The sequence below is a fragment of the Massilia cavernae genome (genome assembly GCF_003590855.1).
In the GTDB taxonomy this organism is placed as follows: domain Bacteria; phylum Pseudomonadota; class Gammaproteobacteria; order Burkholderiales; family Burkholderiaceae_D; genus Telluria_A; species Telluria_A cavernae.
In genome coordinates this window covers 1-23,057 of sequence record NZ_QYUP01000174.1, presented here as the reverse complement: position 1 = coordinate 23,057, position 23,057 = coordinate 1, and the positions used below count along the sequence as shown (strand labels likewise).

At 64.8% G+C, this 23,057-nt stretch carries 20 protein-coding genes and 2 pseudogenes; 7 read left to right on the top strand and 15 right to left on the bottom strand.

Annotation, left to right across the window (positions count from 1 at the left end; translation table 11 throughout):
• Nucleotides 1-868, bottom strand: an 868-nt coding sequence (locus D3872_RS22765; protein WP_147373971.1) for a UvrD-helicase domain-containing protein, incomplete at its 3' end; no start/stop codon positions are given.
• Nucleotides 869-1,061: 193 nt separating this feature from the next.
• Between D3872_RS22765 and D3872_RS22760 the strand changes: the two genes are divergently transcribed.
• Nucleotides 1,062-1,547 (top strand): AtaL-like protein, encoded by a 486-nt coding sequence (locus tag D3872_RS22760; RefSeq protein ID WP_119812910.1) that lies wholly within the window; start codon nt 1,062-1,064, stop codon nt 1,545-1,547.
• A gap of 9 nt (nt 1,548-1,556) precedes the next feature.
• On the opposite strand, the pseudogene D3872_RS22755 reads toward D3872_RS22760, so the two are convergent.
• The 4 genes and pseudogenes from D3872_RS22755 to hemE form a co-directional block, all read right to left on the bottom strand.
• A pseudogene (locus D3872_RS22755) lies at nt 1,557-2,998 on the bottom strand (dihydrolipoyl dehydrogenase).
• A 72-nt stretch (nt 2,999-3,070) separates the two neighbouring features.
• Nucleotides 3,071-5,090 (bottom strand): annotated as a pseudogene (locus D3872_RS22750) (primosomal protein N').
• A gap of 376 nt (nt 5,091-5,466) precedes the next feature.
• On the bottom strand, nt 5,467-5,877 hold the full coding sequence (locus D3872_RS25385; RefSeq protein ID WP_147373970.1) for a hypothetical protein: 411 nt from the start codon (nt 5,875-5,877) through the stop codon (nt 5,467-5,469).
• A complete protein-coding gene (gene hemE / locus D3872_RS22745; protein WP_119812909.1) occupies nt 5,837-6,919 on the bottom strand; it encodes a uroporphyrinogen decarboxylase in 1,083 nt (360 codons plus the stop codon). The genes D3872_RS25385 and hemE overlap by 41 nt, the downstream gene beginning before the upstream one ends.
• 132 nt (nt 6,920-7,051) lie before the next feature.
• Here hemE and D3872_RS22740 point away from each other — a divergent pair, with 132 nt between their 5' ends.
• From D3872_RS22740 to D3872_RS22725, 4 genes are all read left to right on the top strand, one after another.
• Complete coding sequence (locus D3872_RS22740; protein ID WP_119812908.1) at nt 7,052-8,992, top strand: S9 family peptidase; 1,941 nt, start codon at nt 7,052-7,054, stop codon at nt 8,990-8,992.
• The gene (locus D3872_RS22735; protein ID WP_119812907.1) at nt 8,989-13,110 is read left to right on the top strand and encodes a DEAD/DEAH box helicase; all 4,122 of its coding nucleotides are present in this window, start codon (nt 8,989-8,991) and stop codon (nt 13,108-13,110) included. Before D3872_RS22740 ends, D3872_RS22735 begins: the two co-directional genes overlap by 4 nt.
• A 120-nt stretch (nt 13,111-13,230) precedes the next feature.
• Nucleotides 13,231-15,132 (top strand): DUF885 domain-containing protein, encoded by a 1,902-nt coding sequence (locus D3872_RS22730; RefSeq protein WP_119812906.1) that lies wholly within the window; start codon nt 13,231-13,233, stop codon nt 15,130-15,132.
• Nucleotides 15,133-15,260: 128 nt separating this feature from the next.
• Nucleotides 15,261-15,530, top strand: coding sequence for a hypothetical protein (locus D3872_RS22725; RefSeq protein ID WP_119812905.1), 270 nt, complete (start codon nt 15,261-15,263; stop codon nt 15,528-15,530).
• 57 nt (nt 15,531-15,587) lie between these two features.
• Here D3872_RS22725 and D3872_RS22720 read toward each other — a convergent pair whose 3' ends face one another.
• Complete coding sequence (locus tag D3872_RS22720) at nt 15,588-16,118, bottom strand: DinB family protein (protein ID WP_119812904.1); 531 nt, start codon at nt 16,116-16,118, stop codon at nt 15,588-15,590.
• Nucleotides 16,119-16,361: 243 nt separating this feature from the next.
• Between D3872_RS22720 and D3872_RS22715 the strand changes: the two genes are divergently transcribed.
• The gene (locus D3872_RS22715; protein WP_119812903.1) at nt 16,362-16,556 is read left to right on the top strand and encodes a hypothetical protein; all 195 of its coding nucleotides are present in this window, start codon (nt 16,362-16,364) and stop codon (nt 16,554-16,556) included.
• An 84-nt stretch (nt 16,557-16,640) separates the two neighbouring features.
• The gene (locus tag D3872_RS22710; protein WP_119810180.1) at nt 16,641-17,831 is read left to right on the top strand and encodes an IS4 family transposase; all 1,191 of its coding nucleotides are present in this window, start codon (nt 16,641-16,643) and stop codon (nt 17,829-17,831) included.
• A 188-nt stretch (nt 17,832-18,019) separates the two neighbouring features.
• On the opposite strand, the gene tatC is transcribed toward D3872_RS22710, so the two are convergent.
• The 9 genes from tatC to hisH all read right to left on the bottom strand — a co-directional run bounded on the left by tatC (nt 18,020) and on the right by hisH (nt 23,022).
• Nucleotides 18,020-18,775 (bottom strand): twin-arginine translocase subunit TatC, encoded by a 756-nt coding sequence (tatC, locus tag D3872_RS22705; RefSeq protein WP_119812902.1) that lies wholly within the window; start codon nt 18,773-18,775, stop codon nt 18,020-18,022.
• Nucleotides 18,776-19,261, bottom strand: coding sequence for a Sec-independent protein translocase protein TatB (gene tatB, locus D3872_RS22700; protein WP_119812901.1), 486 nt, complete (start codon nt 19,259-19,261; stop codon nt 18,776-18,778).
• A gap of 49 nt (nt 19,262-19,310) precedes the next feature.
• Complete coding sequence (gene tatA, locus D3872_RS22695) at nt 19,311-19,544, bottom strand: Sec-independent protein translocase subunit TatA (protein ID WP_119812900.1); 234 nt, start codon at nt 19,542-19,544, stop codon at nt 19,311-19,313.
• A gap of 80 nt (nt 19,545-19,624) precedes the next feature.
• Nucleotides 19,625-19,996, bottom strand: a complete 372-nt coding sequence (locus tag D3872_RS22690) for a histidine triad nucleotide-binding protein (protein WP_119812899.1) — start codon at nt 19,994-19,996, stop codon at nt 19,625-19,627.
• A gap of 18 nt (nt 19,997-20,014) precedes the next feature.
• A complete protein-coding gene (locus D3872_RS22685) occupies nt 20,015-20,353 on the bottom strand; it encodes a phosphoribosyl-ATP diphosphatase (protein ID WP_119812898.1) in 339 nt (112 codons plus the stop codon).
• Complete coding sequence (gene hisI / locus D3872_RS22680) at nt 20,350-20,790, bottom strand: phosphoribosyl-AMP cyclohydrolase (protein WP_119812897.1); 441 nt, start codon at nt 20,788-20,790, stop codon at nt 20,350-20,352. Before hisI ends, D3872_RS22685 begins: the two co-directional genes overlap by 4 nt.
• 25 nt (nt 20,791-20,815) lie before the next feature.
• A complete protein-coding gene (hisF, locus tag D3872_RS22675; RefSeq protein ID WP_119812896.1) occupies nt 20,816-21,577 on the bottom strand; it encodes an imidazole glycerol phosphate synthase subunit HisF in 762 nt (253 codons plus the stop codon).
• Entirely contained in the window at nt 21,577-22,353 is a 777-nt protein-coding gene (hisA, locus tag D3872_RS22670; RefSeq protein ID WP_119812895.1) for a 1-(5-phosphoribosyl)-5-[(5-phosphoribosylamino)methylideneamino]imidazole-4-carboxamide isomerase, read from the bottom strand. The genes hisF and hisA overlap by 1 nt, the downstream gene beginning before the upstream one ends.
• Before the next feature lie 30 nt (nt 22,354-22,383).
• Entirely contained in the window at nt 22,384-23,022 is a 639-nt protein-coding gene (gene hisH, locus D3872_RS22665; RefSeq protein ID WP_119812894.1) for an imidazole glycerol phosphate synthase subunit HisH, read from the bottom strand.
• Nucleotides 23,023-23,057 lie beyond the last annotated feature (35 nt).

Sequence of the window (23,057 nt, the reverse complement as noted above, 5' to 3'; positions counted from 1 at the left end):
TGCGGGTGGTGGAGCGGTAATTCTGTTCGAGCTTGATCACCTTCAGGTCGGGGAAATCCTCGCCCAGGGTCTTCAGGTTTTCGACCGACGCGCCGCGCCAGGCATAGATGGCCTGGTCGTCGTCGCCGACGGCGGTGAACATCGGCTTCTTGCCGATGCCGGTGACCATCAGTTTCACCAGTTCGTACTGGCAGGTGTTGGTATCCTGGTACTCGTCCATCAACAGGTAGCGCAGGCGGCGCTGCCACTTGTCGCGGATCGGGTCGTTGTTGCGGAACAGTTCGACCGGCAGGCGGATCAGGTCATCGAAATCGACCGCCTGGTAGGCCGCCAGCGTGGCCACGTAGCTGCGGTAGATGCGCGCGGCCTGGGCCTCGTCCTCGTCCTTGGCCTGCTTGATCGCCACCTCGGGGTCGACCAGGCCGTTCTTCCACAGCGAAATCGAGTTCTGGATCTGGCGCACCAGCTGCTTGTCGGTGGTGATGGCCAGGTCGGACACCAGCGCGAAGCAATCGTCGCTGTCCATGATCGAGAAACGGTCCTTCAGGCCGACGCCGGCCGCCTCCTGGCGCAGGATCTTCACGCCCAGCGAGTGGAAAGTCGACACCGTCAGCTGCTTGGCCTGGCGCGGCTGCTTGAGCAGCTTGGCGATACGCTCCTGCATCTCCAGGGCCGCCTTGTTGGTGAAGGTCAGCGCCGCGATCGTGCGCGGATCGTAGCCCCGGTCCTCGATCAGGTGCGCGATCTTCTGGGTGATCACGCGCGTCTTGCCCGAGCCGGCGCCCGCCAGCACCAGGCAGGGGCCGTCGAGATAGACCACGGCTTCGCTCTGGGGAACGTTGAGGCCGAACTTGGGGGCATTGGACATCGGGAGGGACTTCTTGGAAGAAACAGCCGCCCATTGTAGCGCAAGCGGGACAGACCTCACCATCGGGGCTAGACCCCGATGGTGGGGGTCTGTCCCCGATTGTTCGAAAGCGGCAGCCCAACTTGGGCGCCGCATGCGTTACCATCCCACCATAGAGCGTTGCGAACGCTCCAACTTTAGATGGCGAAGCAATATGAAATTTGAACACCTGATTGAAATTAACGACCTGCTGAACCCCCTGATGGATACCATCACCCGCGAGCAGCTGTGGCGCGGCCTGGTCATGCGCGCGGAGTCGCCGAAGATCTTCGTCCCGCAGGTCGACGAGGTGACCATCAGCGACCGCAGCGACGCCGGATTCACCCGCCGCCTGCGCTATGGCGAACTGGTGGTGCTCGACCACGTGGTGCTCGCGCCGCAGCAGCATGTGCGCTACGAGGTGCCGAAGCAGGGCGAGATTGGCGCCTCGTCCCTGGTGATGGCGATCGAGGAGCCGGCTGACGACCGCCTGTTCGTGCGCTTCTCCTATGACGATGGCCGCACCGCGGCGGAAGACAAGGCCAATGAAATGTACGACGATTTCCGCCGCTCAGCCTACCAGGAGGCCGACATCGACACTATCCGCATCCTGCGCGAACTGGCCGCCGCCGGCCGCCTCAACGCCGGCCTGCTGAACTAGCGGCCCGCGCTACACGCCCGGCGTGCAGTCGGGTTCCTCGCTGGGCGCAGGCGCGCCCTTGCCCAGCTCTTTGGCGAGGTCGCGCAGCGCGGTGCGCACGCCTTCCTCGATCACCGGGTGGTAGAACGGCATGTCGAGCATCGCCGGCACCGTCAGGCCGGCCTGGCAGGCCCACGCCAGCAGGTGCGCCAGGTGCTCGGCGCGCGGCCCCGCCATCTCCGCCCCAGGAAGCGGCGGCTGCCGTATTCGCCGTACACGCGCAGCATGCCGCGGTTCTGCAGCATCACGCGGCTGCGTCCCTGGTTGTCGAACGAGACCTTCCCCACCGCGAACTTGTGGAGCCCGCCGGCGCACAGCTCCTGGTAGCCCGCGCCCAGCGTGGCGATCTGCGGCTCGGTGAAGGCGATCGCCAGCGGCGTGCGGCGCAGTCCTGGATGCACGCCGGGATAGCGGCCGGCGTTGTCGCCCGCGATCTTGCCGTGGTCGGCCGCTTCCGGCAGCAGCGGCATTTCGTTGTTGGCGTCGCCGGCGATGAAGATATGGCTGCTCCCGCATTGCATGGTCTGGCGGTCGAACAGCGGAATGCCCTTGGCGTCCAGCTCCAGCCCCGTGGCTCCGATGCCGATGGCGTCGACATTCGGCGTGCGGCCCGCCGCCACCAGCACGTACTGGTAGCGCTCGGTGCGTTCCTCGCCGCCGCCGTCGCGCGTGGTGAGCATCACCCGATCGCCGTCCTGGCGCGCTTTCACCACCTTGTGCTGGAAGCGCAGGTCGAGCTCTTCGCCCAGCGCGCGGGCGGCGACGTCCAGGATCTCGGGATCGCTGATGTGGGCGACGCTGCCGCCGCGCGCGTAGATGGCGGTCCGCACACCCAGCCGCGCCAGCGCCTGGCCCAGTTCGAGCCCGATCACGCCGGTGCCGATCACGGCCACGGACTCGGGCAGGTCTTCCCAATCGAATACGTCGTCGCTGACGATCACGCCCGGCCCCACGCCGCGCAGCTCGGGCGGCACGAAGGGGCGCGAGCCGGTGGCGATGACGATGCCGGTCGCTTCGACCGCCGTGTGCTCGTCCACCTGCAGCGTTTGCGGGCCGGTGAAGCGCGCGTGGCCGCGCAGCTTGTCCGCGTCCGGAATGCCGTCGACGGAGTCGAGCACGAAGCCGACGAAGCGGTCACGCTCGCTGCGCACCCGCGCCATCACTTCGCGGCCGTCGATGCGGATGTCGCCCGCGTGCACGCCGAATCCGGCCGCCGCGCGCGCCGCGTGCGCCGCATCGGCGGCGGCGATCAGCAGCTTGCTCGGCATGCAGCCGACGCGCGCGCAGGTGGTGCCGTACGGCCCGCTTTCGATCATCACCGTGCGCTTGCCCTGCGCGTGCGCGGCCCGGTAGGCGGACAGGCCGGCAGTGCCGGTTCCGATCACCGCTACGTCCACGGTCAACTTGTTCATGGCGCTCCTTGGTTGGGGTTGCATCCGGCTTTCATTTTAGTGAAATCGGCCGCGGCGCGCATTCCCGCAGGATCAGATGTCGAGCGGGTCGACTTCGAGCGACCATTTGACCCGGCTTTTCATCTCGCGCAGCGCCACGATCCACTGTTTGAGGAAGGCCTGCAGCGCGGGCCGCGACGGCGACTCCACCAGCAGCTGCGCGCGGTCGACGTTGTGCACGCGCGTCATCGTCATCGGGATCGGGTCGTTGATGGTGATGCCTTCGTGCGCCAGGCAGTCGCGCGCCGCTTCCAGGAATGCGATGGCGATGGCCAGCTCGCGCGCCTCGGCGCGCAGCAGGGCCTGGTACATATAGGGCGGCAGGGCGGCGCCGCGCCGGTCTTCCAGCTCGCGGTTGGCGAAGCGGTCGTAATCGTGGCTGACCAGCGCCGCATACAGCGGGTGGGTGGCGTAGCGGGTCTGTACCAGCACTTCGCTGACGCTGCCGCCTTCATTGCGCGCGGCGCGGCCGGCGCGACCGGCCACCTGCATCAGCTGCGCGAACAGGCGCTCGCTGGCGCGGTAGTCCTGCGAGAACAGCGCGGTGTCCGGATTCAGGATGCCCACCAGGGTCAGCTTCTTGAAGTCGTGGCCCTTGGCGACCATCTGGGTTCCGATCAGGATGTCGACCTCGCCGCGGTGCACGGTGTCGAAGGCCGCCTGCGCGCTGCCCTTGCGCCGGGTGGAGTCGGCGTCGATGCGCAGGATGCGCGCTTCGGGGAACAGCTGCTGCAAGCCCTCTTCCACTCGCTGGGTGCCACGCCCGAGCGGCTGCAGGTCGACGTTGCCGCAGGTCGGGCAGTGGCGCGGGATGCGCATCTCGAGGCTGCAGTGGTGGCAGCGCAGGCGGTGTTCGGGCTTGTGCAGCACCATGAAGGAGGTGCAGCGGGTGCAGTCGCTGACCCACCCGCACGCGTCGCAGGAGATCACCGGCGCATAGCCGCGCCGGTTCAGGAACAGCAGCGACTGTTCGCCGCGCTCCATGCGCTGGCGCAGCGCCGCCACCAGGTGCGAAGTGAGGCCGTCCTTCGGCTTGTCGCGCTCCATGTCGAGCAGGCGCACGCGCGGCAGCACCGCATCCTTGACGGCGCGCTCGCGCAGTTCGAGCTTGCGGTAGCGCCCCGAACCGGCGTGGTGCCAGCTTTCCAGCGAGGGCGTGGCCGAACCCAGCACGATCGGTATCGCCAGCTGGCGCGCGCGCCATACCGCCAGGTCGCGCGCGGAATAGCGCAGGCCTTCCTGCTGCTTGTACGAGGGGTCGTGCTCTTCGTCGATGACGATCAGCTTCAGGTTCGGCAGCGAGGCCAGGATCGACAGGCGGGTGCCGAGGATGATGCGGGCGCGCCCCTGATGCGCGGCCAGCCAGTGCAGCATGCGCTCGCCCTCGGACAGGCTGCTGTGCAGGGTGGCCAGCATCACGCCCGGAAAACGCGCGCGGATATTCCCTTCGAGCTGGGGCGTCAGGTTGATCTCGGGGACCAGGACCAGGATCTGGCCGTCAGCCTCGCGTTCCAGCACCTGGGCGCAGGCCTGCAGGTAGACCTCGGTCTTGCCGCTGCCGGTCACGCCGTATAGCAGGATCGGCTGTGAAGCCCCGGGCGCCGCGATGCGTCGGGCCGCCTGCCGCTGGCGGGCGTTTCAGCACCGCATGCAAACGGTGGCGTCGTGCGCGGCGGCCAGCTTGTCCATCTTCTTGAGCGCGCGGTATCGAAGCGCCACGGTGGTGGGCAGGCGAGTTCTTCGGCAGGCCGGGCAGCGCCACCTCGCCCAGCGGGCGCTGGTAGTAATCGGCGGCAAAGCCGGCCAGCGCCAGCCACTGCGCGGACAGCGGGGCCAGCTGGCTGCGCACGGCGATCGCGTCCTTCAGCTTGTCGGGCGGAACCTCGGTGTCGCGCCCGACACTGACGATGAGCCCGACTACTTCACGGTGGCTGAAACTCACCAGCGCCAGCTGCCCCGGCAGCGGCTCGGAGCCGGGCTCGCACGGCCAGCGGTAGTCGAAGCAGCTGTCCAGCGGCGTGTCGAGCGCAATACGGAGTATGCAATGGGTCATCAGGACGCGTTTTTTGCTGCATTCATGGGCTGGACAAGGGCGCCGGAAGCGGGTTCGCCGCCGTTCGCCACCATTTGGCTAACGTTGTGGACAACTTTGTGAACAAACCCATCCATAACGTCCAAATATTTGTGCTTCGCACAAGACATGCACAGCTCCAAGAAAAATCAAATTATTTTTTTCTTTTAAATTCAGTCACTTGCATACTGTACTTTTACACAGGTGTTGCGGGACCTTCCCGGCGTTTATTGTGCATAACTGGTAGTTTTCGGGGCAGGTTTGTAGTCGCTCACATTGCCAAAAAGCACTAAACTTGCGCTCCGGCCATTCACCGCGAGATATACCCGAAGTGCGCCGCCGATGCAGGGAAAATCATTTACAAAAATATCATGCGCTGCAACAGCAAGCTCACGCCGAACCGAGCAATCTGGCCTAAGTCACGGTAAACGCTGAGGTTTTTTCCTTTATCCACACTTCCTGTTGATAACTTTGTGGACAAAGCCGGAAAGTTGGCGTTTTCACTCGGGAACTGCGCGTCAAAAGGACAATTACCGCCAAAACGGCCAAGCAAAATTATCTGCAAAATCAAATACTTAGAAAAACACTGCAAATTAGGAAATTGCCGGACCAACAAATCGTTTGCAAAAATGCAATTTGTGCATAAGTGTGATTTTGACGCTGGAGAATATCTGGACTGCGGCGCATGGACCGGCCTGCGGCCCATTCGTTTTTGTAGCGGAACTACATCAGCCGGCGCGTTGCTTGCGGCTGAAGCTGTGGACGGCATCGACCATCGCCGTCACCGATTCCGGCGGGGTGAACTGCGAAATGCCGTGGCCCAGGTTGAAGACATGGCCGTGACCGGCCGCCGGCGTGCCGTAGGCGGTCAGCGAACGCTCGACTTCGGCGCGGATCTGGTCCGGGCTGGCGAACAGGATGGCCGGGTCAAGGTTACCCTGCAGGGCCACCTTGTCGCCCACCAGCGCGCGTGCGCGGCCAAGGTTGACGGTCCAGTCCAGGCCGACCGCGTCGGCGCCGATATCGGCGATCTGGTCGAGCCAGATGCCGCCGCCCTTGGTGAAGACCACCGCCGGGATGCGCACGCCGTCCTTTTCGCGCTTCAGCTGGCTGACCACCTGCTGCATGTATTTCAGCGAGAACTCCTGGTAGGCGCCGTCGGCCAGCGCGCCGCCCCACGAGTCGAAGATCATCACCGCCTGCGCGCCGGCGTCGATCTGGGCGTTCAGGTAGGTGGCCACGGCCGCCGCGTTCACCGCCAGGATGTGATGCATCAGGTCGGGGCGGTTGTACAGCATCTTTTTAATGGTGTGGAATTCCTTCGAGCCGCCGCCTTCGACCATGTAGCACGCCAGCGTCCACGGGCTGCCCGAGAAGCCGATCAGCGGCACGCGGCCGTTCAGCGCGGTGCGGATCTGGGTGACCGCCTTGAACACGTAGTCGAGCGATTCCATATCCGGCTCGCGCAGCGCCAGCACTTCGGCTTCGGTGCGCAGCGGGCGCTCGAATTTCGGGCCTTCGCCATCGGCGAAATACAGGCCCAGGCCCATCGCGTCCGGCACCGTGAGGATGTCGGAGAACAGGATCGACGCGTCCAGCGGATAGCGGTCGAGCGGCTGCAGCGTGACTTCGGTGGCGTAGTCCGGGTTCTTGGCCAGGCCCAGGAAGGAACCGGCGCGCTCGCGCGTGGCGCGGTACTCGGGCAGGTAGCGCCCCGCCTGGCGCATCAGCCACACCGGGGTGTAGTCGGTCGGTTGGCGCATGAGCGCGCGCAGGAAGGTGTCGTTCTGAAGCGGGGCGAATTGTGGCATGGCTGACAATAAAGCTTGGAGAAAGCCGCTATTATCGCATTCCCCGGCTCCTTGAAGCGCATGGCCCGGCTTCGTTGCGCGGGGGTCCTGTATTCTTTATCATGCTGTCCTGCCCTAGACCGAGGTTCCCTCATGACTGCACCCTCCGCCAAACCCGCCCTTCCCTGCGGCGCCTGGCCTTCGCCGATCAGCGCCAGCGTGGTCGCCGCCGGCGCCGTGCCCCTGTCGCAGCTCGCGCTGGATGGCGATGACTGCTACTGGCTGGCCGGGCGCGCGAGCGAGGCGGGGCGCACTACCCTGATGCGCCAGCGCGGCGGGACCATCACCGAAATCACGCCGGCGCCATTCAACGTGCGCTCGCGCGTGCACGAATACGGCGGCGGCGCCTACCTGGCCCACGGCGGCACGGTGTGGTTCTCCCACTTTGCCGACAACCGCCTGTACATGGCGGCCGACGGCGAGGCGCCGCGCGCGCTGACGGCCGCAAGCGCGATGCGCTTTGCGGACTTCGTCGCGGACACCCGGCGCGCGCGCCTGGTCTCGGTGCGCGAGGACCACAGCGGCGGCGGCTACCCGGTCAACACCCTGTGCGCGGTCGGTTTCGACGGCAGCGAGACGGTGCTGGTGGAAGGCGCCGATTTCTACGCCGCGCCGCGCCTGTCGCCCGATGGGAACCAGCTGGCCTGGCTGAGCTGGGACCATCCGCGCATGCCGTGGCAGGGCACCGAACTGTGGGTGGCCGAGGTCGGCGCGGCCGGCCTGCTGCTGAACCCGCGGCTGGTGGCGGGCGGCCCGGAGGAATCGATCTGCCAGCCCGAATGGTCGCCGGCCGGCGTGCTGCACTTCGTTTCCGACCGCAGCGGATGGTGGAACCTGTACCAGCTGGCCGATGGCGAGGTAGAGCCGCTGTGCAAGCGCGCCGCCGAATTCGGCGCGCCGCACTGGACCTTCGGCGGCTCGATGTACGGCTTCCGCTCCGAGTCCGAAATCGTCTGCACCTTCATCGAGAACGGCGTCAGCCGGCTGGCCCGCATCTCCACGTCGCCGGTCAGGCTCGAAGCCGTCGCCAACCCCTGGCAGGAGATCCGCGAGCTGCGGGTGTCCGGCAGTTCCGTGGCCGTGCTGGGCGGCGCACCCGACCTGCCGCTGGAACTGGCCCGCATCGACCTGGCCGATGGCCGGCGCGAGGTGCTGGCCCATTCGATCACCCAGCTGCCGCCGGCCGGCTACCTGTCTATCCCCGAAAGCATCACCTACCCGAGCACGGGCGGGCGCAGCGCGCACGCCTTCTACTACGCGCCGCACAATGTGGACATGGAAGCGCCCGCGGGCAGCAAGCCGCCGCTGATCGTCATCGGCCACGGCGGCCCGACCGGCATGGCCGCCAGCACCCTCAAGCTGGCCACTCAGTTCTGGACCAGCCGCGGCTTCGCGGTGCTGGACGTGAATTACGGCGGCAGCACCGGCTTCGGCCGCGCCTACCGCGATTCGCTCAAGGGCCAGTGGGGCGTGGTCGACGTCGAGGACTGCGTGGCCGGCGCGCGCTATCTCGCCATGCGCGGCATGGTGGATCCCGAGCGGCTGGTGATCCGCGGCTCCAGCGCGGGCGGTCTGACCACGCTGTGCGCACTGACCTTCCATGACGTGTTCAAGGCCGGCGCCAGCTACTATGGCGTGTCCGACCTGAAGGGGCTGGACGCCGACTCGCACAAGTTCGAATCGCATTACAACGAATACCTGATCGCGCCCCAGCCGGAAGCGGAGGCGCTGTACATGCTGCGCTCGCCGATCAACCACACCGCACAGCTCAAGCGCCCGATGATCTTCTTCCAGGGCCTGGACGACAAGGTGGTGCCGCCGCCGCAGTCGGAAATGATGGTCGAGGCGCTGCGTTCGTCCGGCGTGCCGGTGGCCTACATGACGCTGGAAGGCGAAGGCCACGGCTTCCGCAGGGCCGACAGCATCGTGCGCACGCTTGAAGCGGAGCTGTACTTCTACCAGCGCATCTTCGGCCTGATCCCACCGGATGCGCCGCAAGCGGTCGCCATCGACAACCTGGCTGCAACTGAATGACGGCACCTGAAATACGCGCCCGCTTCGAGGCGAGCGAACCCGAAGACAAGATCATCGCCGCCATCCTCGCGCTGGTGGGCGAGCCGGTGGGCGCAAGCCGGCTGGGCGAATACCTGGCTGCGGCCGGCATCGATGCCGGCGACGTCGATGCGCGCCTGCTGCGGATGCGCCAGGAAGGCATGCTGGCTACCATCAACGGCCGCGGCACCATCGTTTCCGCGGGCCTGGCCTGGCCGGCGATCCGCCATGCGGTCGAAGCCGGCAAACTGCATGCGCTGCGCCGTGCCTACTACCAGGTCAACCCGCTGCGCCGCGACTGGCAGGGCTTCGTCGTCCTGCGCAGCTACCGCCAGGGCGTCGCGCTGCTGCGCATGGCGCTCGTCGGGGGCGACGAGCCGGATGAAGTGGGCGCACTGCTGGAAGCCTGCGTGGCCTGCCACGAAGCGGCCTACCTGCACCCTATCGTCGACATCTGCGCACGTCCGTTCGAGCCTGGAATGTTCGAACACATGCACCCGTCGCTGGTCGACATGGTGCTGACAGTGCTGGTCAACGACGTGCAGCGCGATCCCGCCACGGCACCGGCGCTGCGCGAGTTCGCCGAGCGCCATGTGGCGCAGGGCGCCGCCTCGATGAACCTGCGCATCGTGCTGGCCGAGCACCTGATCCTGTGCGGCCGGCTGGATGACGCGGCGCGCATGCTGGGCGAGCTGGACGACTCGCTGGCGATGTTCTTCCGCAGCGTGATCCTGCTGCTGCGCGACGACCATGCGCTTGCCCTGACCGGTTTCGAGCAGGCGCTCAAGCTGCTGCGGCGCGAAACCGGCAAGCGCAAGATCTGCTTCCCGGGCATCGGCGGCCACCTGTACATGCTGGCCCTGATCCGCACCGGCGAAGCGAAGCACGACAAGCTGGCCGACGCCTACCTCGACGCGGCCACGCGCGCGGTGCAGAGCCACGACACCGCCGTCTACGAACAACTGAGCATGCTGCGCCGCATCCGCGGCGGCACCGTCGACGTCGACGTGCTGCCTTCGCGGAACTGGGAAACCGCGCTGCAGCCTTTCATGTTCCGCGCCCTGATGCACCACTGGCTGTCGCTGCCCCAGCTGAAGGACAAGCGCGAAGCGCTGGAACAGATGCTGGAACAGTCGGAACTGGCCGGCTTCGACCTGGTCTCGTCGCAGCTGGCCGCCGTCCTCGGCGAGATGGGCAGCATCGGGCACGAACAGCGTGCAATCGCGCTGCGCCAGCGCCACCGCCTGCCCGACATGACCGGCTGGTTCGAGCGCGAGGAAAGCTGGCAGCGCCAGCTCAATGCGCTGATCAACCTGCAGCCGGCGATCACCACCGAGGTGGTCAAGGAAGGTCGGCTGGTGTGGCTGATCGACTACGACGCGCGCTATGGCGTGCGCGGCATCGAGCCGCTGGAGCAACGCCGCGATGCGAAGGGCGGCTGGAGCAAGGGGCGGCCGGTCGCGCTCAAGCGCCTGTACAGCGACGGCGGGAGCCTCGATTTCGTCAGCGTGCAGGATCTCAGCGCGATCGGCGCAATCAAGGTCAACCGCTACTATCGCGGCGACCAATACGAACTGAATGCCGACCGCGCCGTGCAGGAATTGATCGGCCACCCGCTGCTGTTCTGGAAGGATTCGCCCGGCACCCGCGTCGAGCTGTTGCCCGGCGAACCGGAATTGATGGTGCGCGCCCAAGGCAGCATGGTGACGATCACGATGCAGCCGCCGATCGACAACAGCAGCGACGACGTCTGCGTCACGCGCGAATCACCGACACGGCTGCGCGTGGTGCGCGTCAAGCCGGAGCACCGCAGCGTCGGCGCCATCATCGGCGAAGGCCTGCAGGTGCCGCTGCACGCGGAAAAGCAGGTGCTCAAGGCGATCAGCGCGATCTCCTTGATCGTGACGGTACAGTCGGACATCGGCAGCAGCGCCGCCGACATCGAACAGGTGAAGGCCGACAGCCGCCTGCACGTACACCTGCTGCCCTACCAGCACGGCCTCAAGATGCACGTGCTGGTGCGGCCACTGCCCGGCGCCGGAGCCTACTACGCACCAGGCAGCGGGGCCGAGAGCGTGATCGCCGACGTCGAGGGCGTGCGCACCGAGGCCCGGCGCGACCTGAACGCCGAGCGCGAAGCGGAGCGCCAGCTGGTGGCGTCCTGCCTGGCGCTGGAAGAGGCCGAGGCCGGCCACGGCGAGTGGCTGCTGGCGCAGCCGCTCGCCTGCCTCGAGCTGCTGGCCCAGTTGCAGGAACTCGATCCGGCCACAGTGACGATCGCCTGGCCGGAGGGCCAGTCGTTCCGCGTGGCGCGCAAGGTGGAGTCGTCATCGGTGCGCCTGTCGATCAAGCGCGACAAGGACTGGTTCGCCGCCGACGCGGAAGTGACCATCGACGAAGACAAAGTAGTCAGCCTGCGCACCCTGCTCGACATGGTCAAATCGGGCAAGGGCCGCTTCGTGGAACTGGGCGACAACCAGTTCGCCGCGCTCAGCACCGAACTGCACAAGCGCCTGATGGACCTCGTCGCCTTCAGCGACCAGCATGGCATTGGGGTGCGCGTGCACCCGCTTGCCAGCTTCGCGCTGCAGGAGCTGGCGGCGGACGCGGGCGGCGTCAAGGCCGACAAGCTGTGGAAGGAGCATCTCTCGCGCATCGACAGCAGCGCCGCCTTCGAGCCGAAGCTGCCGTCCACCCTGCAGGCGGAACTGCGCGACTACCAGCATGAAGGCTACGACTGGCTGGCGCGCCTGGCCCATTGGGGCGTGGGCGCCTGCCTGGCCGACGACATGGGCCTCGGCAAAACGCTGCAGGCGCTGGCGCTGATCCTGTCGCGCGCGCCGCAGGGGCCGACGCTAGTGGTCGCGCCAACCTCGGTGTGCACCAACTGGATGGCGGAAGCGGCGCGCTTCGCGCCCACGCTGAACGTCAAGCTATTCGGCGGCGGCGACCGCGCCGCGATGCTGGACGAGGTGCAGCCATTCGACCTGGTCGTCGCCAGCTACGGCCTGCTGCAGCTCGAAGCGGAGATGTTCTCCAAGGTGAAGTGGCATACCATCGTGCTGGACGAAGCACAGGCGATCAAGAACAACGCCACCAAGCGCTCCGCCGCGGTAATGGCGCTGCAGGGGAACTTCCGCATGGTCGCCACCGGCACGCCGCTGGAGAACCACCTGGGCGAATTGTGGAACCTGTTCCGCTTCATCAATCCGGGCCTGCTCGGCACCAACGACCAGTTCAACCTGAAGTTCGCCGGGCCGATCGAACGCGCGCAGGACAAGCGGGCGGCCGCCGCGGCACGGGCGCGGCTGAAGCGCCTGATCCAGCCTTTCATCCTGCGACGTACCAAGTCGCAGGTGCTGTCCGAACTGCCGCCGCGCACCGAGATCGTGCTGCCGGTCGACCAGACCGCGGAAGAAGCCGCGCTGTACGAGACGCTGCGGCGCGATGCGCTGGCCAAGCTGGCGTCTCTGGAAGGCCCGGAAAGCCAGAAATCGATCCAGATCCTGGCCGAGATGATGAAGCTGCGCCGCGCCTGCTGCAATCCGCAGCTGGTGGCGCCGGAGCTGGGCCTGCAAAGCAGCAAGCTGACCGTGTTCGGCCGCCTGCTCGAAGGCCTGCTGGAGAATCGCCACAAGGTGCTGGTGTTCAGCCAGTTCGTCGACCACCTGACCCTGATCCGCAAGCACCTCGATGCAAAGGGCGTGCGCTACCAGTACCTGGACGGCTCCACCTCCATGCAGGCGCGCAAGGAGCGGGTCGACGCCTTCCAGGCGGGTGACGGCGACGTGTTCCTGATCAGCCTGAAGGCGGGCGGCGTCGGCATCAACCTGACCGCGGCCGACTACGTGATCCACATGGACCCGTGGTGGAACCCGGCGGTCGAGGACCAGGCTTCCGACCGCGCCCACCGCATGGGGCAGCAGCGGCCGGTGACGATCTACCGGCTGGTGGCGAAGAACACCATCGAGGAAGGCATCGTCGACCTGCACAAGCACAAGCGCGACCTGGCCGACAGCCTGCTCGAGGGCAGCGATGCGGCCGCGCGGCTGTCGCCGTCCGACATGTTGAAGATGCTGCAAGAGGGCCTCGGGCACTAAGCGGAAGGCTGCACGCAGCTGTTACAAAACGGACATGCTTGCGGCATTTGGTGCTAATCTGCGCCCTTTGCACGTCCGCTTCCGCGCGCCAGATCCCACGTACATACGAGGCCGAACAGAATGATCAAAACGAAAATAGCCCTGGCTCTCCTGCTTACTTCCTTCGCGCTGGCGCCTGCGGGCGCCGCCAAGCCGAAAAAGCAGGGCAAGGCCAAGGTCACCAAGACAGTCAAGGGCAAGGCAGGCAAGGCCAAGGCTCCGGTAGCAAAGGGCAAGTCCAGCAAGGCAAAGGCCGTCCCGGCGGCCGCCGCCGCAGTGGCGATTGCGGCTGCGCAGCCTGCCGCCAATGACCGCGCGCAGGATCGCCGCTTCAATACCCAGAGCATGCAGTTCCTCGCCGCGCTGTGGAAGATCGATCCGGACAGCGCGATCGTCGTGGGCAAGTACGAAGGCGCGGCCACGCTGGTGATCCCGAGCGCCGCGACGCGCGCGCAGCAGCTGGCGTTCGCCAACGAATGGCTGGAAAAATTCGGCAAGTTCGACACCCGCAAGCTGTCGGACAAGCAGCGCACCGACCTGGCCCTGCTGGTCAACAAGCTCGAATCGGACCGCTGGTACCTGACCACGTTCAAGGAATACGAGTGGAACCCGTCGCTGTATAACATCGCGCAGCCGATCGACCTGGTGCTGACAACGCCGTATGCGTCCAAGGCGCAGCGCCTGCGCACCCTGCTCAAGCGCATCGAGCATGTGCCGGCCTACTTCGCGGCGGCGCAAGCAAGCATCCGCAACCCGACCCACGAACACACGCAGCTGGCGATCACGCAGGCGCCGGGTACGCTGGCGGTGCTGGCCGACCTTGGCAAGGAAGCGCAGGACTCGACCCTGACGCCGGCCGAGAAGAACCAGTTCGCCTCGCGCATCGCCAACGCGGGCCATGCCCTGATCGGCTACGTCGACTTCCTGGCGGCGCTCGACAAGCAGCAGCAGGCGGCCGGCACGGCGCGCTCGTTCCGCATCGGGAAGGCGCTGTACGAGCCGAAGTTCAGGCATGACATCCAGGCCGGCAGCAGCGCCGAACAGACCTACCAGAAGGCGCTAGCCGCGCGCGAGCAGCTGCTCACCCGCATGGACGCGCTGTCGGACGAACTGTGGGCCGAGACCATGGGTTCGACGCCGAAGCCTGCCGACCGCACCCGCAAGATCGGCATGGTGATCGACAAGCTGTCGGCCAACCACGTGTCGCGCGAGGAGTTCTTCCCCGAGATCCGGCGCCAGATCCCGCAGCTGCAGGAATGGGTGACCACACATAATCTGCTCACCCTCGATCCAAAGAAGCCGCTGGTGGTGCGCGAGACCCCGATGTACCAGCGCGGCATCGCCGGCGCCAGCATCGACGCGCCCGGCCCGTACCGTCCGCAGGACCGCACCTACTACAACGTCACGCCGCTGGACGGCATGACGCCGGAGCAGGCCGAGAGCAGCCTGCGCGAGTACAACCACTGGATGCTGCAGATCCTGAATATCCACGAGGCGATCCCGGGCCACTACGCGCAGCTGGTGTATGCCAACAAATCGCCGTCGCTGGTCAAGTCCCTGTTCGGCAACGGCGCGATGGTCGAGGGCTGGGCGGTGTACGGCGAGCGCATGATGCTCGAATCTGGCTACGGCGGCAACACGCCGGAGATGTGGCTGATGTGGTCGAAGTGGAACCTGCGCGTGGTGACCAACACCATCCTCGACTACAGCGTGCACGTACTGGGCATCAGCGAAGCCGAAGGGCTGGACATGCTGGTGCGCCAGGCCTTCCAGACCCGCAGCGAAGCGGCCGAGAAGTGGCACCGCGCGAAAGTCAGCTCGGTGCAGCTGACCAGCTACTTCAGCGGCTACAGCGAGATCATGGACCTGCGCGAAGAGCGCAAGCAGGCATTAGGCCCGCGCTTCGACCTGAAGGCTTTCCACGAGCAGTTCCTCAGCTACGGCAGTGCGCCGGTGCCGATGATCCGCGAACTTATGCAATAAGCATGGAAGAGTAACATTGTCCCAAAATTCATTGCAATAACATCAATCTTGTCCTACCATAAAAATTCTTCGATTCACGAGATTGAAGGCGGCAGGTACAACCAAAACGTATGTATTGAAAGGGAATTATGAAGTCCTTGATTACCGCGGGCACGATCGCCTGCCTGTTTGCCCTGACGGCGTGCGCGTCGCCTGAACTTCCGGCCGATGGGGCCGATGCCCGGGAAGCGGAAAATGCCAAAGTGTTCGAGCAGGAAAAAGGCGAGATGCTCACCGGCAGCCGCATCCCCGTGAAAACCACCACTCACTCGATGCGCCGCACGGGCGGCAAGGAGTTGAGGAAAGAGGGCGGCGGCGGCCAGAACAACCCGGAGTTCCCAAAGGGTGGCGAGCGCTAAGCTGCGCCAGGCGAACAAGGAAAAGGCGCTGCGGCGCCTTTTTTCATTTGGGGTGCGTTAGGCTTGCGCGACGTTTGGCACCAGCATGACCAGATCGGTCGGACCCATGTCGATTCCGGCCTGCGACAGCAATGTGGTGGCTTGGCCGCGGTGATGGGTCTGGTGGTTGAAGAAGTGCATCAGCGAGCCGCCGAACTCGCGCGCGAACGGCAAGCCGGCCACGCTCTTGTGTTCCAGCATGCGCGGCAGTTCGGCTTCGTCGATCTCGCCGGCCCAGGCGCGGATGATGCCGTCGAGGCTGGCGCGCAGCGCGCGCAGTTCGCTGAAACTGCCGCTGCGCTGGTCGAACCCTGCCGGCTGCGGCATCGCGCGCACCGGGTCCAGCGCGGGATAGTCGGCCATCGTGGCGAAACGCTTGAGCCAGATGACGTCGCCCAGCAGGATATGGTTCAGCGTGCCGTAGAGCGAGCCGAAGAAGGCGCCCTTGTCGGCAAGTATCTCGTCTTCAGGCAAGGTCGCAGCAGCCTCGTACAGCCGCGCATTCATCCATTCGTTGTATTCCGCCATCCTCACGATGTGCGCGCACATTCCCACGGCTGTTCCCTTGTAAAAGTGAAAACCGGATTGTAGCGGTGCATGCCTGTCCGTGTGCAAATACGCACACGGGGCGTGCCGGAACGAACTGCAAACACCGCTATTCCGGCCAGGCAATCACAGTAGAATTGCCCCGGGCTGTTAGTTTGTGTGATTGTTTTCCTACGCCTTCCCCGCGCCGCCCACGCACCTTCACCGCTTCAGGTTTTTCCACGGCTTCCGGCTGCGGCGGCCTCCTTGCGCCCGTTCGGTTCCACCGCCGCCGGCGACGTCATCAACGACGCCACCGACAACGGTTTCAACTGGAAAGGCGTGGCCGACCAGTACGGCGCAGTGATCCTGGCGCCCAATGCCACCGGCAATGCAAGTTCGGGGACAGACCCTGAGCCTTCCCCTCAAAAATTGCTTGTAAACAGGCTGGATGCCTGTTAACTTCTAATCCCAAAAACGGCGCATGCATGGCTGTGTTAACCCTTTCGTTTGTAGCGACCAAACTGCGAACGAAAGGAACAGACTATGCATGCAGGACGAATCATACAAGATTTGTTAGCCGATCAATGCCCATCGATACACGCCAAACGCCGGCATTGCCTTGCCTTGATGATTGAGGCGGCGCGGAGTGGCGGGCTTGGTTTGCTGAAGATGAGTAAGTCTGTGCAAGGCTCGAGCTCATTGCGTCATCGCATCAAGCGCTGTGATCGGCTGTTGAGCAATCCCCATCTGGCGACCGAACGCGTGGAGATATTTCGCGCAGTCGCGCAGCGCGTCTTGCAAGGCCAATCGAAGATCAGCATTATCGTGGACTGGTCCGATTTGTTAGCCGACATCAGCCAACACGTGCTGCGTGCGGCTGTCGTTGTGAAGGGCCGCGCTATCGTCATCTATGAAGAGATACACCCCACCGCGCAGTATGGTGCGGCTTCGGTGCACCGCGAGTTCATGAAGACGCTACGCTCGGTGCTGCCAGCCCATTGTCAGCCCTTGATCATCACCGATGCCGGCTTTCGCGCCGCGTGGTTCAAGATGCTCGATCAACTCGGGTTTGCCTGGATAGGACGCATCCGAAACCGCGACATGGTGACCCCCAGTGGCAAAAGTGACTGGCGCGGTTGCAAAGAGCATTTCGCGGACACGAAGGGACGTGCACGCGACCTGGGGAGCTTCAATTACGTCCGTTCGAACCCTGTGCCATGCCGTTTGGTGATGATCAAGAGAGTACCCAAAGGGCGCACATGCAAGACTGTGTTCGGGAAAAAATCGCAGAGCCACCATAGTAAGAAGCAGAGCGCAGGGCAACGGGAGCCGTGGTTGCTGGCTGTTTCGCCACGCCTGTCGAGGCTCAGTGCCAAGGCGGTTGTTAATTTGTACCAGGGCCGCATGCAGATCGAGCAGACGTTCCGCGACCTCAAAAGCTCCCAATGGGGAATGGGGCTCAGCAGCAGCCAAACACGCAAGCCACATCGACTCACCATCTTGTTGCTCATCGCATCGCTGCTTGCGTTCGCGCTGTGGCTGATCGGCTTGGCCGTACGCCGCAACGGGTTCGCTGTTCACTATGGCAGTCGCAAGAAAGCGGCTGCCACCCTATCCATCCTGTCGCTAGCGCGCCACTGGCTGCAATATCACAGCTCGGCACTCTTAACGCGACGTCAAATCGCCGAAGCGTTGAACGAGCTCGGGTCCATGCTCGAGACGTACGAAATATGAGGGGAAGGCTCAGGGACAGACCACCATCTATAAGTTCGGGGACAGACCACCATCCAGGTCGAGATCGAGGTCTGTCCCCGATCTATCCTGGCGCAGACCTCGGCCGGCTACTACGTGATTGGAAATTGCCCTTAAGGCAGGCAAGGCTGGATCCCTGCGTGCCGGCAGCGGCGCGCAGGGCGGAAGGATCAGCCCTGTTCGGTGGGAGCCTGGGTTGCCCTGACGAAGACCGGCGCCAGCAGCAGGCCCAGTTCGTACAGCAGGCACATCGGAATGGCCAGCGCCAGTTGGCTGACCACGTCGGGAGGAGTGACAATGGCGGCGATGACAAAGGAGCCAACGACGACGTAGGAACGGATTTCCTTCAGCTTGGCAACCGATACGATGCCCATGCGCACCAGGATCACGACCACCACCGGCACTTCGAAGGTCACGCCGAACGCCAGGCACATCGATATCACGAAGTCGAGGTAGTTTTCGATGTCCGGGGTGACGGCGATCGAGGTCGGCGAGAACCCGGCGATGAATTCGAATACGCGGCCAAACACGAAGAAATAACAGAACGCCACGCCGGCCATGAACAGCAGCGAGGACGAGATCACGAGCGGCAGCACCAGCTTCTTTTCGTGGGTGTACAGGCCTGGCGCGATGAAGGCCCACACCTGGTAGAACACCCACGGCAGCGACAGGATGAAGGCGATCGCCAGCGTGACTTTCATCGGCACCAGGAAGGGCGCGATGACGCCGGTGGCGATCATCTTCGAGCCGGTCGGCAGCGATGCGATCATCGGCGCGGCCAGGATGTCGTAGATGGCGGCCGGGCCGGGCCACAGCGCCAGCACGCCGAACATGATGGCGATGCCAATGGACGCCTTGACCAGCCTGTCGCGAAGCTCGATCAGGTGGGAGATGAAGGTCTCTTCGCCCGCTGTTTTTTCAGTCATTTAGAAAAACGAAGAGGTGGATTTGAGGCCGGGGCGGAACTTGCGCACGCGCGCCGCGCCGGACATGATTTGGGTCTTGCCGCCATGACGCTTCTTGTACCAGCCCGGCACGGCCGAGTTGCGTACCAGCTTCTTGCGGCGGAAATCTTTCGCCTTGCGCTCGAGGTCGCCCACGGTGGCGTGCACCTCGTGCGAGGCTTCGTGGCCGCGCCACGCTGCATCGATGTCATCCTTCGCTTCGAGGATGCTGCGCTCGACATCGGACTTGATCGACTGTGCCGCGTCCTGGACTTCCTTCTTCAGGTTGCGCAGTTCGTCGAGCTCGATCTCACGGCTGACTTCCGTCTTTACCTCATGCAGGTAGCGCTGGGCACGCCCGTACAGGGTTCCGGCCATCCGCGCCACCCTGGGCAGCTTTTCGGGGCCGATGACTATCAGTGCCACAACGCCAATGATGGCTAGTTTGGAGAGTCCGAGATCGATCATTCATTTTGCAAGTGTGGGCTGACAGGCGCGCGGCGCACGCCCGCCGTGCTTACTGCTTGTTCTTCTCTTTCGCGTCGACGTCGATGGTGGACTTGTCCGCGACTTTTTGCGTCACGGCCGGGTCGGCGTTCTTGTCGTCTTCGCCGCCGCCCTTGACGCCTTCCTTGAAGCCCCTGACGGCCTTGCCGATATCGCTACCCATGTTGCCAAGCTTCTTGGTGCCGAAAATCAGCAAAATTACGACCAGCACGATCAGCCAGTGCCAAACACTCATTGAACCCATCATTTTCTCCTTGCGGGACGCTCTCGCCCGTATCCGTCAAACCTACGTTATTTTACGCGAAGCGCGCGCGCGCGTCCTGCTTAACGCAGACCTCGCCAGGGGCGGGGCCCACCGTAGAGGTGAAGGTGCAGATGGTACACCTCCTGGCCGCCGTCGGGGCCGGAATTGATGAGGATCTTGTAGCCGCCCTGGGGCGTGCCCTCGGCGTCGTAGCTGACCGCGCAGCCGTACTCGTCAGCAAGCTTCGGCACCAGCGCCAGCATGCGGCCCAGCAAGGCGGCATGGCTTTCCGTGCATTCGGACAAGGTGGCGACGTGCAGCTTGGGGATCACCAGCAGGTGCACCGGCGCGGCAGGGTTGATGTCCTTGAACGCCATCAACTCGTCGTCCTCGTAAACGATGGACGAAGGAATTTGTTTTGCGGCGATCTTGCAGAAGATGCAGTTGGTCATGATGCAGCTTTCCTTTGGTTATTCTTTACGGGAGGCTTTTTCGTCGATGCCGGACAAGCCTTCGCGCCGCGCCAGTTCATCGAGCACCTGCTGCGGCGTGAGGTCGAACCTTGCCAGCAGGACCATCGAATGGAACCACAGGTCGGCGCACTCGTACAAGACGTTCTCGCTGCCGGCGCCGTGGCGTGCATCCTTGGCGGCCATCACCAGCTCGGTGGCTTCCTCGCCGATCTTTTTCAGGATGGCGTCGTCGCCCTTGGCCATCAGCCTGGCCACATAGGAGGTTGCGGGGTCGCCGCCGTTTTCCGGTTTGCGCGATTCGATCACGGCCGCCAGGCGGCCCAAGGTCTGGCTCATCTTTTCTTCTTTGGATTGGTATAAATAGTTTCCGGATCCTTCAGCACCGGGTCCAGCGTCTGCCAGTCGCCGTTTTTCGCGTCGCCGTCGAACTTCTGGAAGAAGCAGGAATGGCGTCCGGTGTGGCAGGCGATGCCGCCGGCCTGCTCGATCTTGAGCAGCACCACGTCTTCATCGCAGTCGAGCCGGATCTCCAGCACCTTCTGCACGTGTCCGGACTCCTCGCCCTTGTGCCACAGCTTCTTGCGCGAACGGCTCCAGTACACCGCCTCGCCCAGCTCCACCGTGCGGCACAGCGCGTCGCGGTTCATCCACGCGAACATCAGCACGTCGCCGCTGCCCGCTTCCTGGGCGATCACCGGCACCAGGCCGTGCTCGTCCCACTTCACCTTCTTGAGCCACTTGGCATTCGGCGCAGTGCCCGTTGCATTGACCATACGCTGTTCCCCGTGTTGTGCAGGCTCAGGCAATCCGCATCGGGATGCCTTGCCGCGCCATGAATTCCTTGGCTTCCCCTACCGTGTGCTGCCCGTAGTGGAAGATGCTTGCAGCCAGCACCGCATCGGCGTGGCCCTGTTTGATGCCGTCGGCCAGGTCCTGCAGGCCGCCGACGCCGCCCGAGGCGATCACCGGGATACCGATCGCATCGGACACCGCGCGCGTCAGGCCCAGGTCGAAGCCCGACTTGGTGCCGTCGCGGTCCATGCTGGTCAGCAGGATCTCGCCCGCGCCCAGGCTTTCCAGCTTGCGCGCCCACTCGACCGCATCGAGGCCGGTGGCGTTGCGCCCGCCGTGGGTGAACACTTCCCAGCGCCCGGGGGCCACCTGCTTGGCGTCGATCGCCACCACGATGCACTGCGAACCATGCTTCTGCGAGGCGTCGAACACCAGCTGCGGATTGGTGACCGCCGACGTGTTCATGCTGACCTTGTCCGCGCCGGCGTTGAGCAGGCGCCGCACATCCTCCACCTTGCGCACGCCGCCGCCCACCGTCAGCGGAATGAAGACGCTGGATGCCACCTGCTCGATGATGTGCAGGATCAGGTCGCGGCCGTCGGAAGACGCCGTGATGTCGAGGAAGGTGATCTCGTCCGCTCCCTGGGCATCGTAGCGGCGCGCGATTTCGACCGGGTCGCCGGCGTCGCGCAGCTCGGTGAAATTGACGCCTTTGACGACGCGGCCGTCGGTCACGTCGAGGCAGGGGATGATTCGTTTGGCAAGCATCAGGCCAGGTCGCTTTCGGTAAGTTCATCGGCGCGTTCCTGCGCTTCGCGCAGGTTGATCGTGCCTTCGTAGATCGAGCGCCCGCAGATCACGCCCTCGATGCCTTCATCGGCCACCTTGCACAGCGCCTCGACGTCGGCCAGGTTGTGCAGGCCGCCGGAGGCGATGATCGGGATGCGCACGGCTTGCGCCAGCTTGACGGTGGCGTCGATGTTGACGCCGCCCATCATGCCGTCGCGGCCGATGTCGGTGTAGATGATCGATTCGACGCCGTAGGCTTCGAACTTCTGGGCCAGGTCGATCACTTCGTGGCCGGACATCTTGCTCCAGCCGTCGGTGGCGACCTTGCCGTCCCTGGCGTCGAGGCCGACGATGATGTGGCCCGGGAAGGCGCCGCAGGCGTCGTGCAGGAAGCCGGGGTTCTTCACCGCGGCGGTGCCGACGATGATGTAGCTGATGCCGTCGTCGAGGTAGCGCTCGATGGTGTCGAGGTCGCGCACGCCCCCGCCCAGCTGCACCGGAATCTCGTCGATGCCGTTTTCAAGGGCGAACGCCTGCACCACCTTGAGGATGGATTTCACGGCGGGCTCGTTCTTCGGCTTGCCGGCGAACGCGCCGTTCAGGTCCACCAGGTGGAGGCGGCGCGCGCCCTGCTTCAGCCAGTGCAGCGCCATTTCGGCGGGGTCTTCTGAAAACACGGTGGCGAGTTCCATGTCGCCCTGTTTCAGGCGAACGCAGTGACCGTCCTTGAGGTCGATGGCAGGAATAAGCAGCATGGCGATGTTCTTGGTAGGTGGTTGGCGGAATCAGGGATTCCAGTGGACGAAATTCTTGTACAGCTGGAGGCCGGCGCTGGCGCTTTTCTCCGGGTGGAACTGGGTGGCGACGATATTATCGCGCGCTACCGCGCAGCAGAACGGCGCGCCGTAGTCGGTTTCGCCGATGGTGTCGGCGGCGTTTTCCGGCTGGGCGTAGTAGCTGTGCACGAAGTAGAAATAGCTGTCGTCGGCGATGCCTTCCCACAGCGGGTGGGCGCGCACCTGGCGCACCCGGTTCCAGCCCATCTGCGGCACCTTGAAGCGCGAACCGTCTTCCTGCAGGCGGCCTTCGAGCTGGAAACGCACCACCCGGCCGGGCAGCAGGCCGAGGCCGGGCGTATCGCCTTCCTCGCTGCGGTCGAACAGCATCTGCTCACCCACGCACACGCCCATCATCGGGCGGCTTTCGGCGGCGCGCATCAGCGCTTCCTGCACGCCCGACTCGCGCAGGCTGCGCATGCAGTCGCGCATCGCGCCCTGGCCCGGCAGCACGATGCGGTCGGCGCTGTCGATGTCGGCGGCTTCGCCGGAAATGAGGACATTGGCTTCGGGCGCCACCGCGCGCAGCGCCTGCGCGACCGAGCGCAGGTTGCCCATGCCGTAATCGACTACAACAATTTTATTCATGGCAGTTTCTTTACAGGCTGCCCTTGGTCGATGGG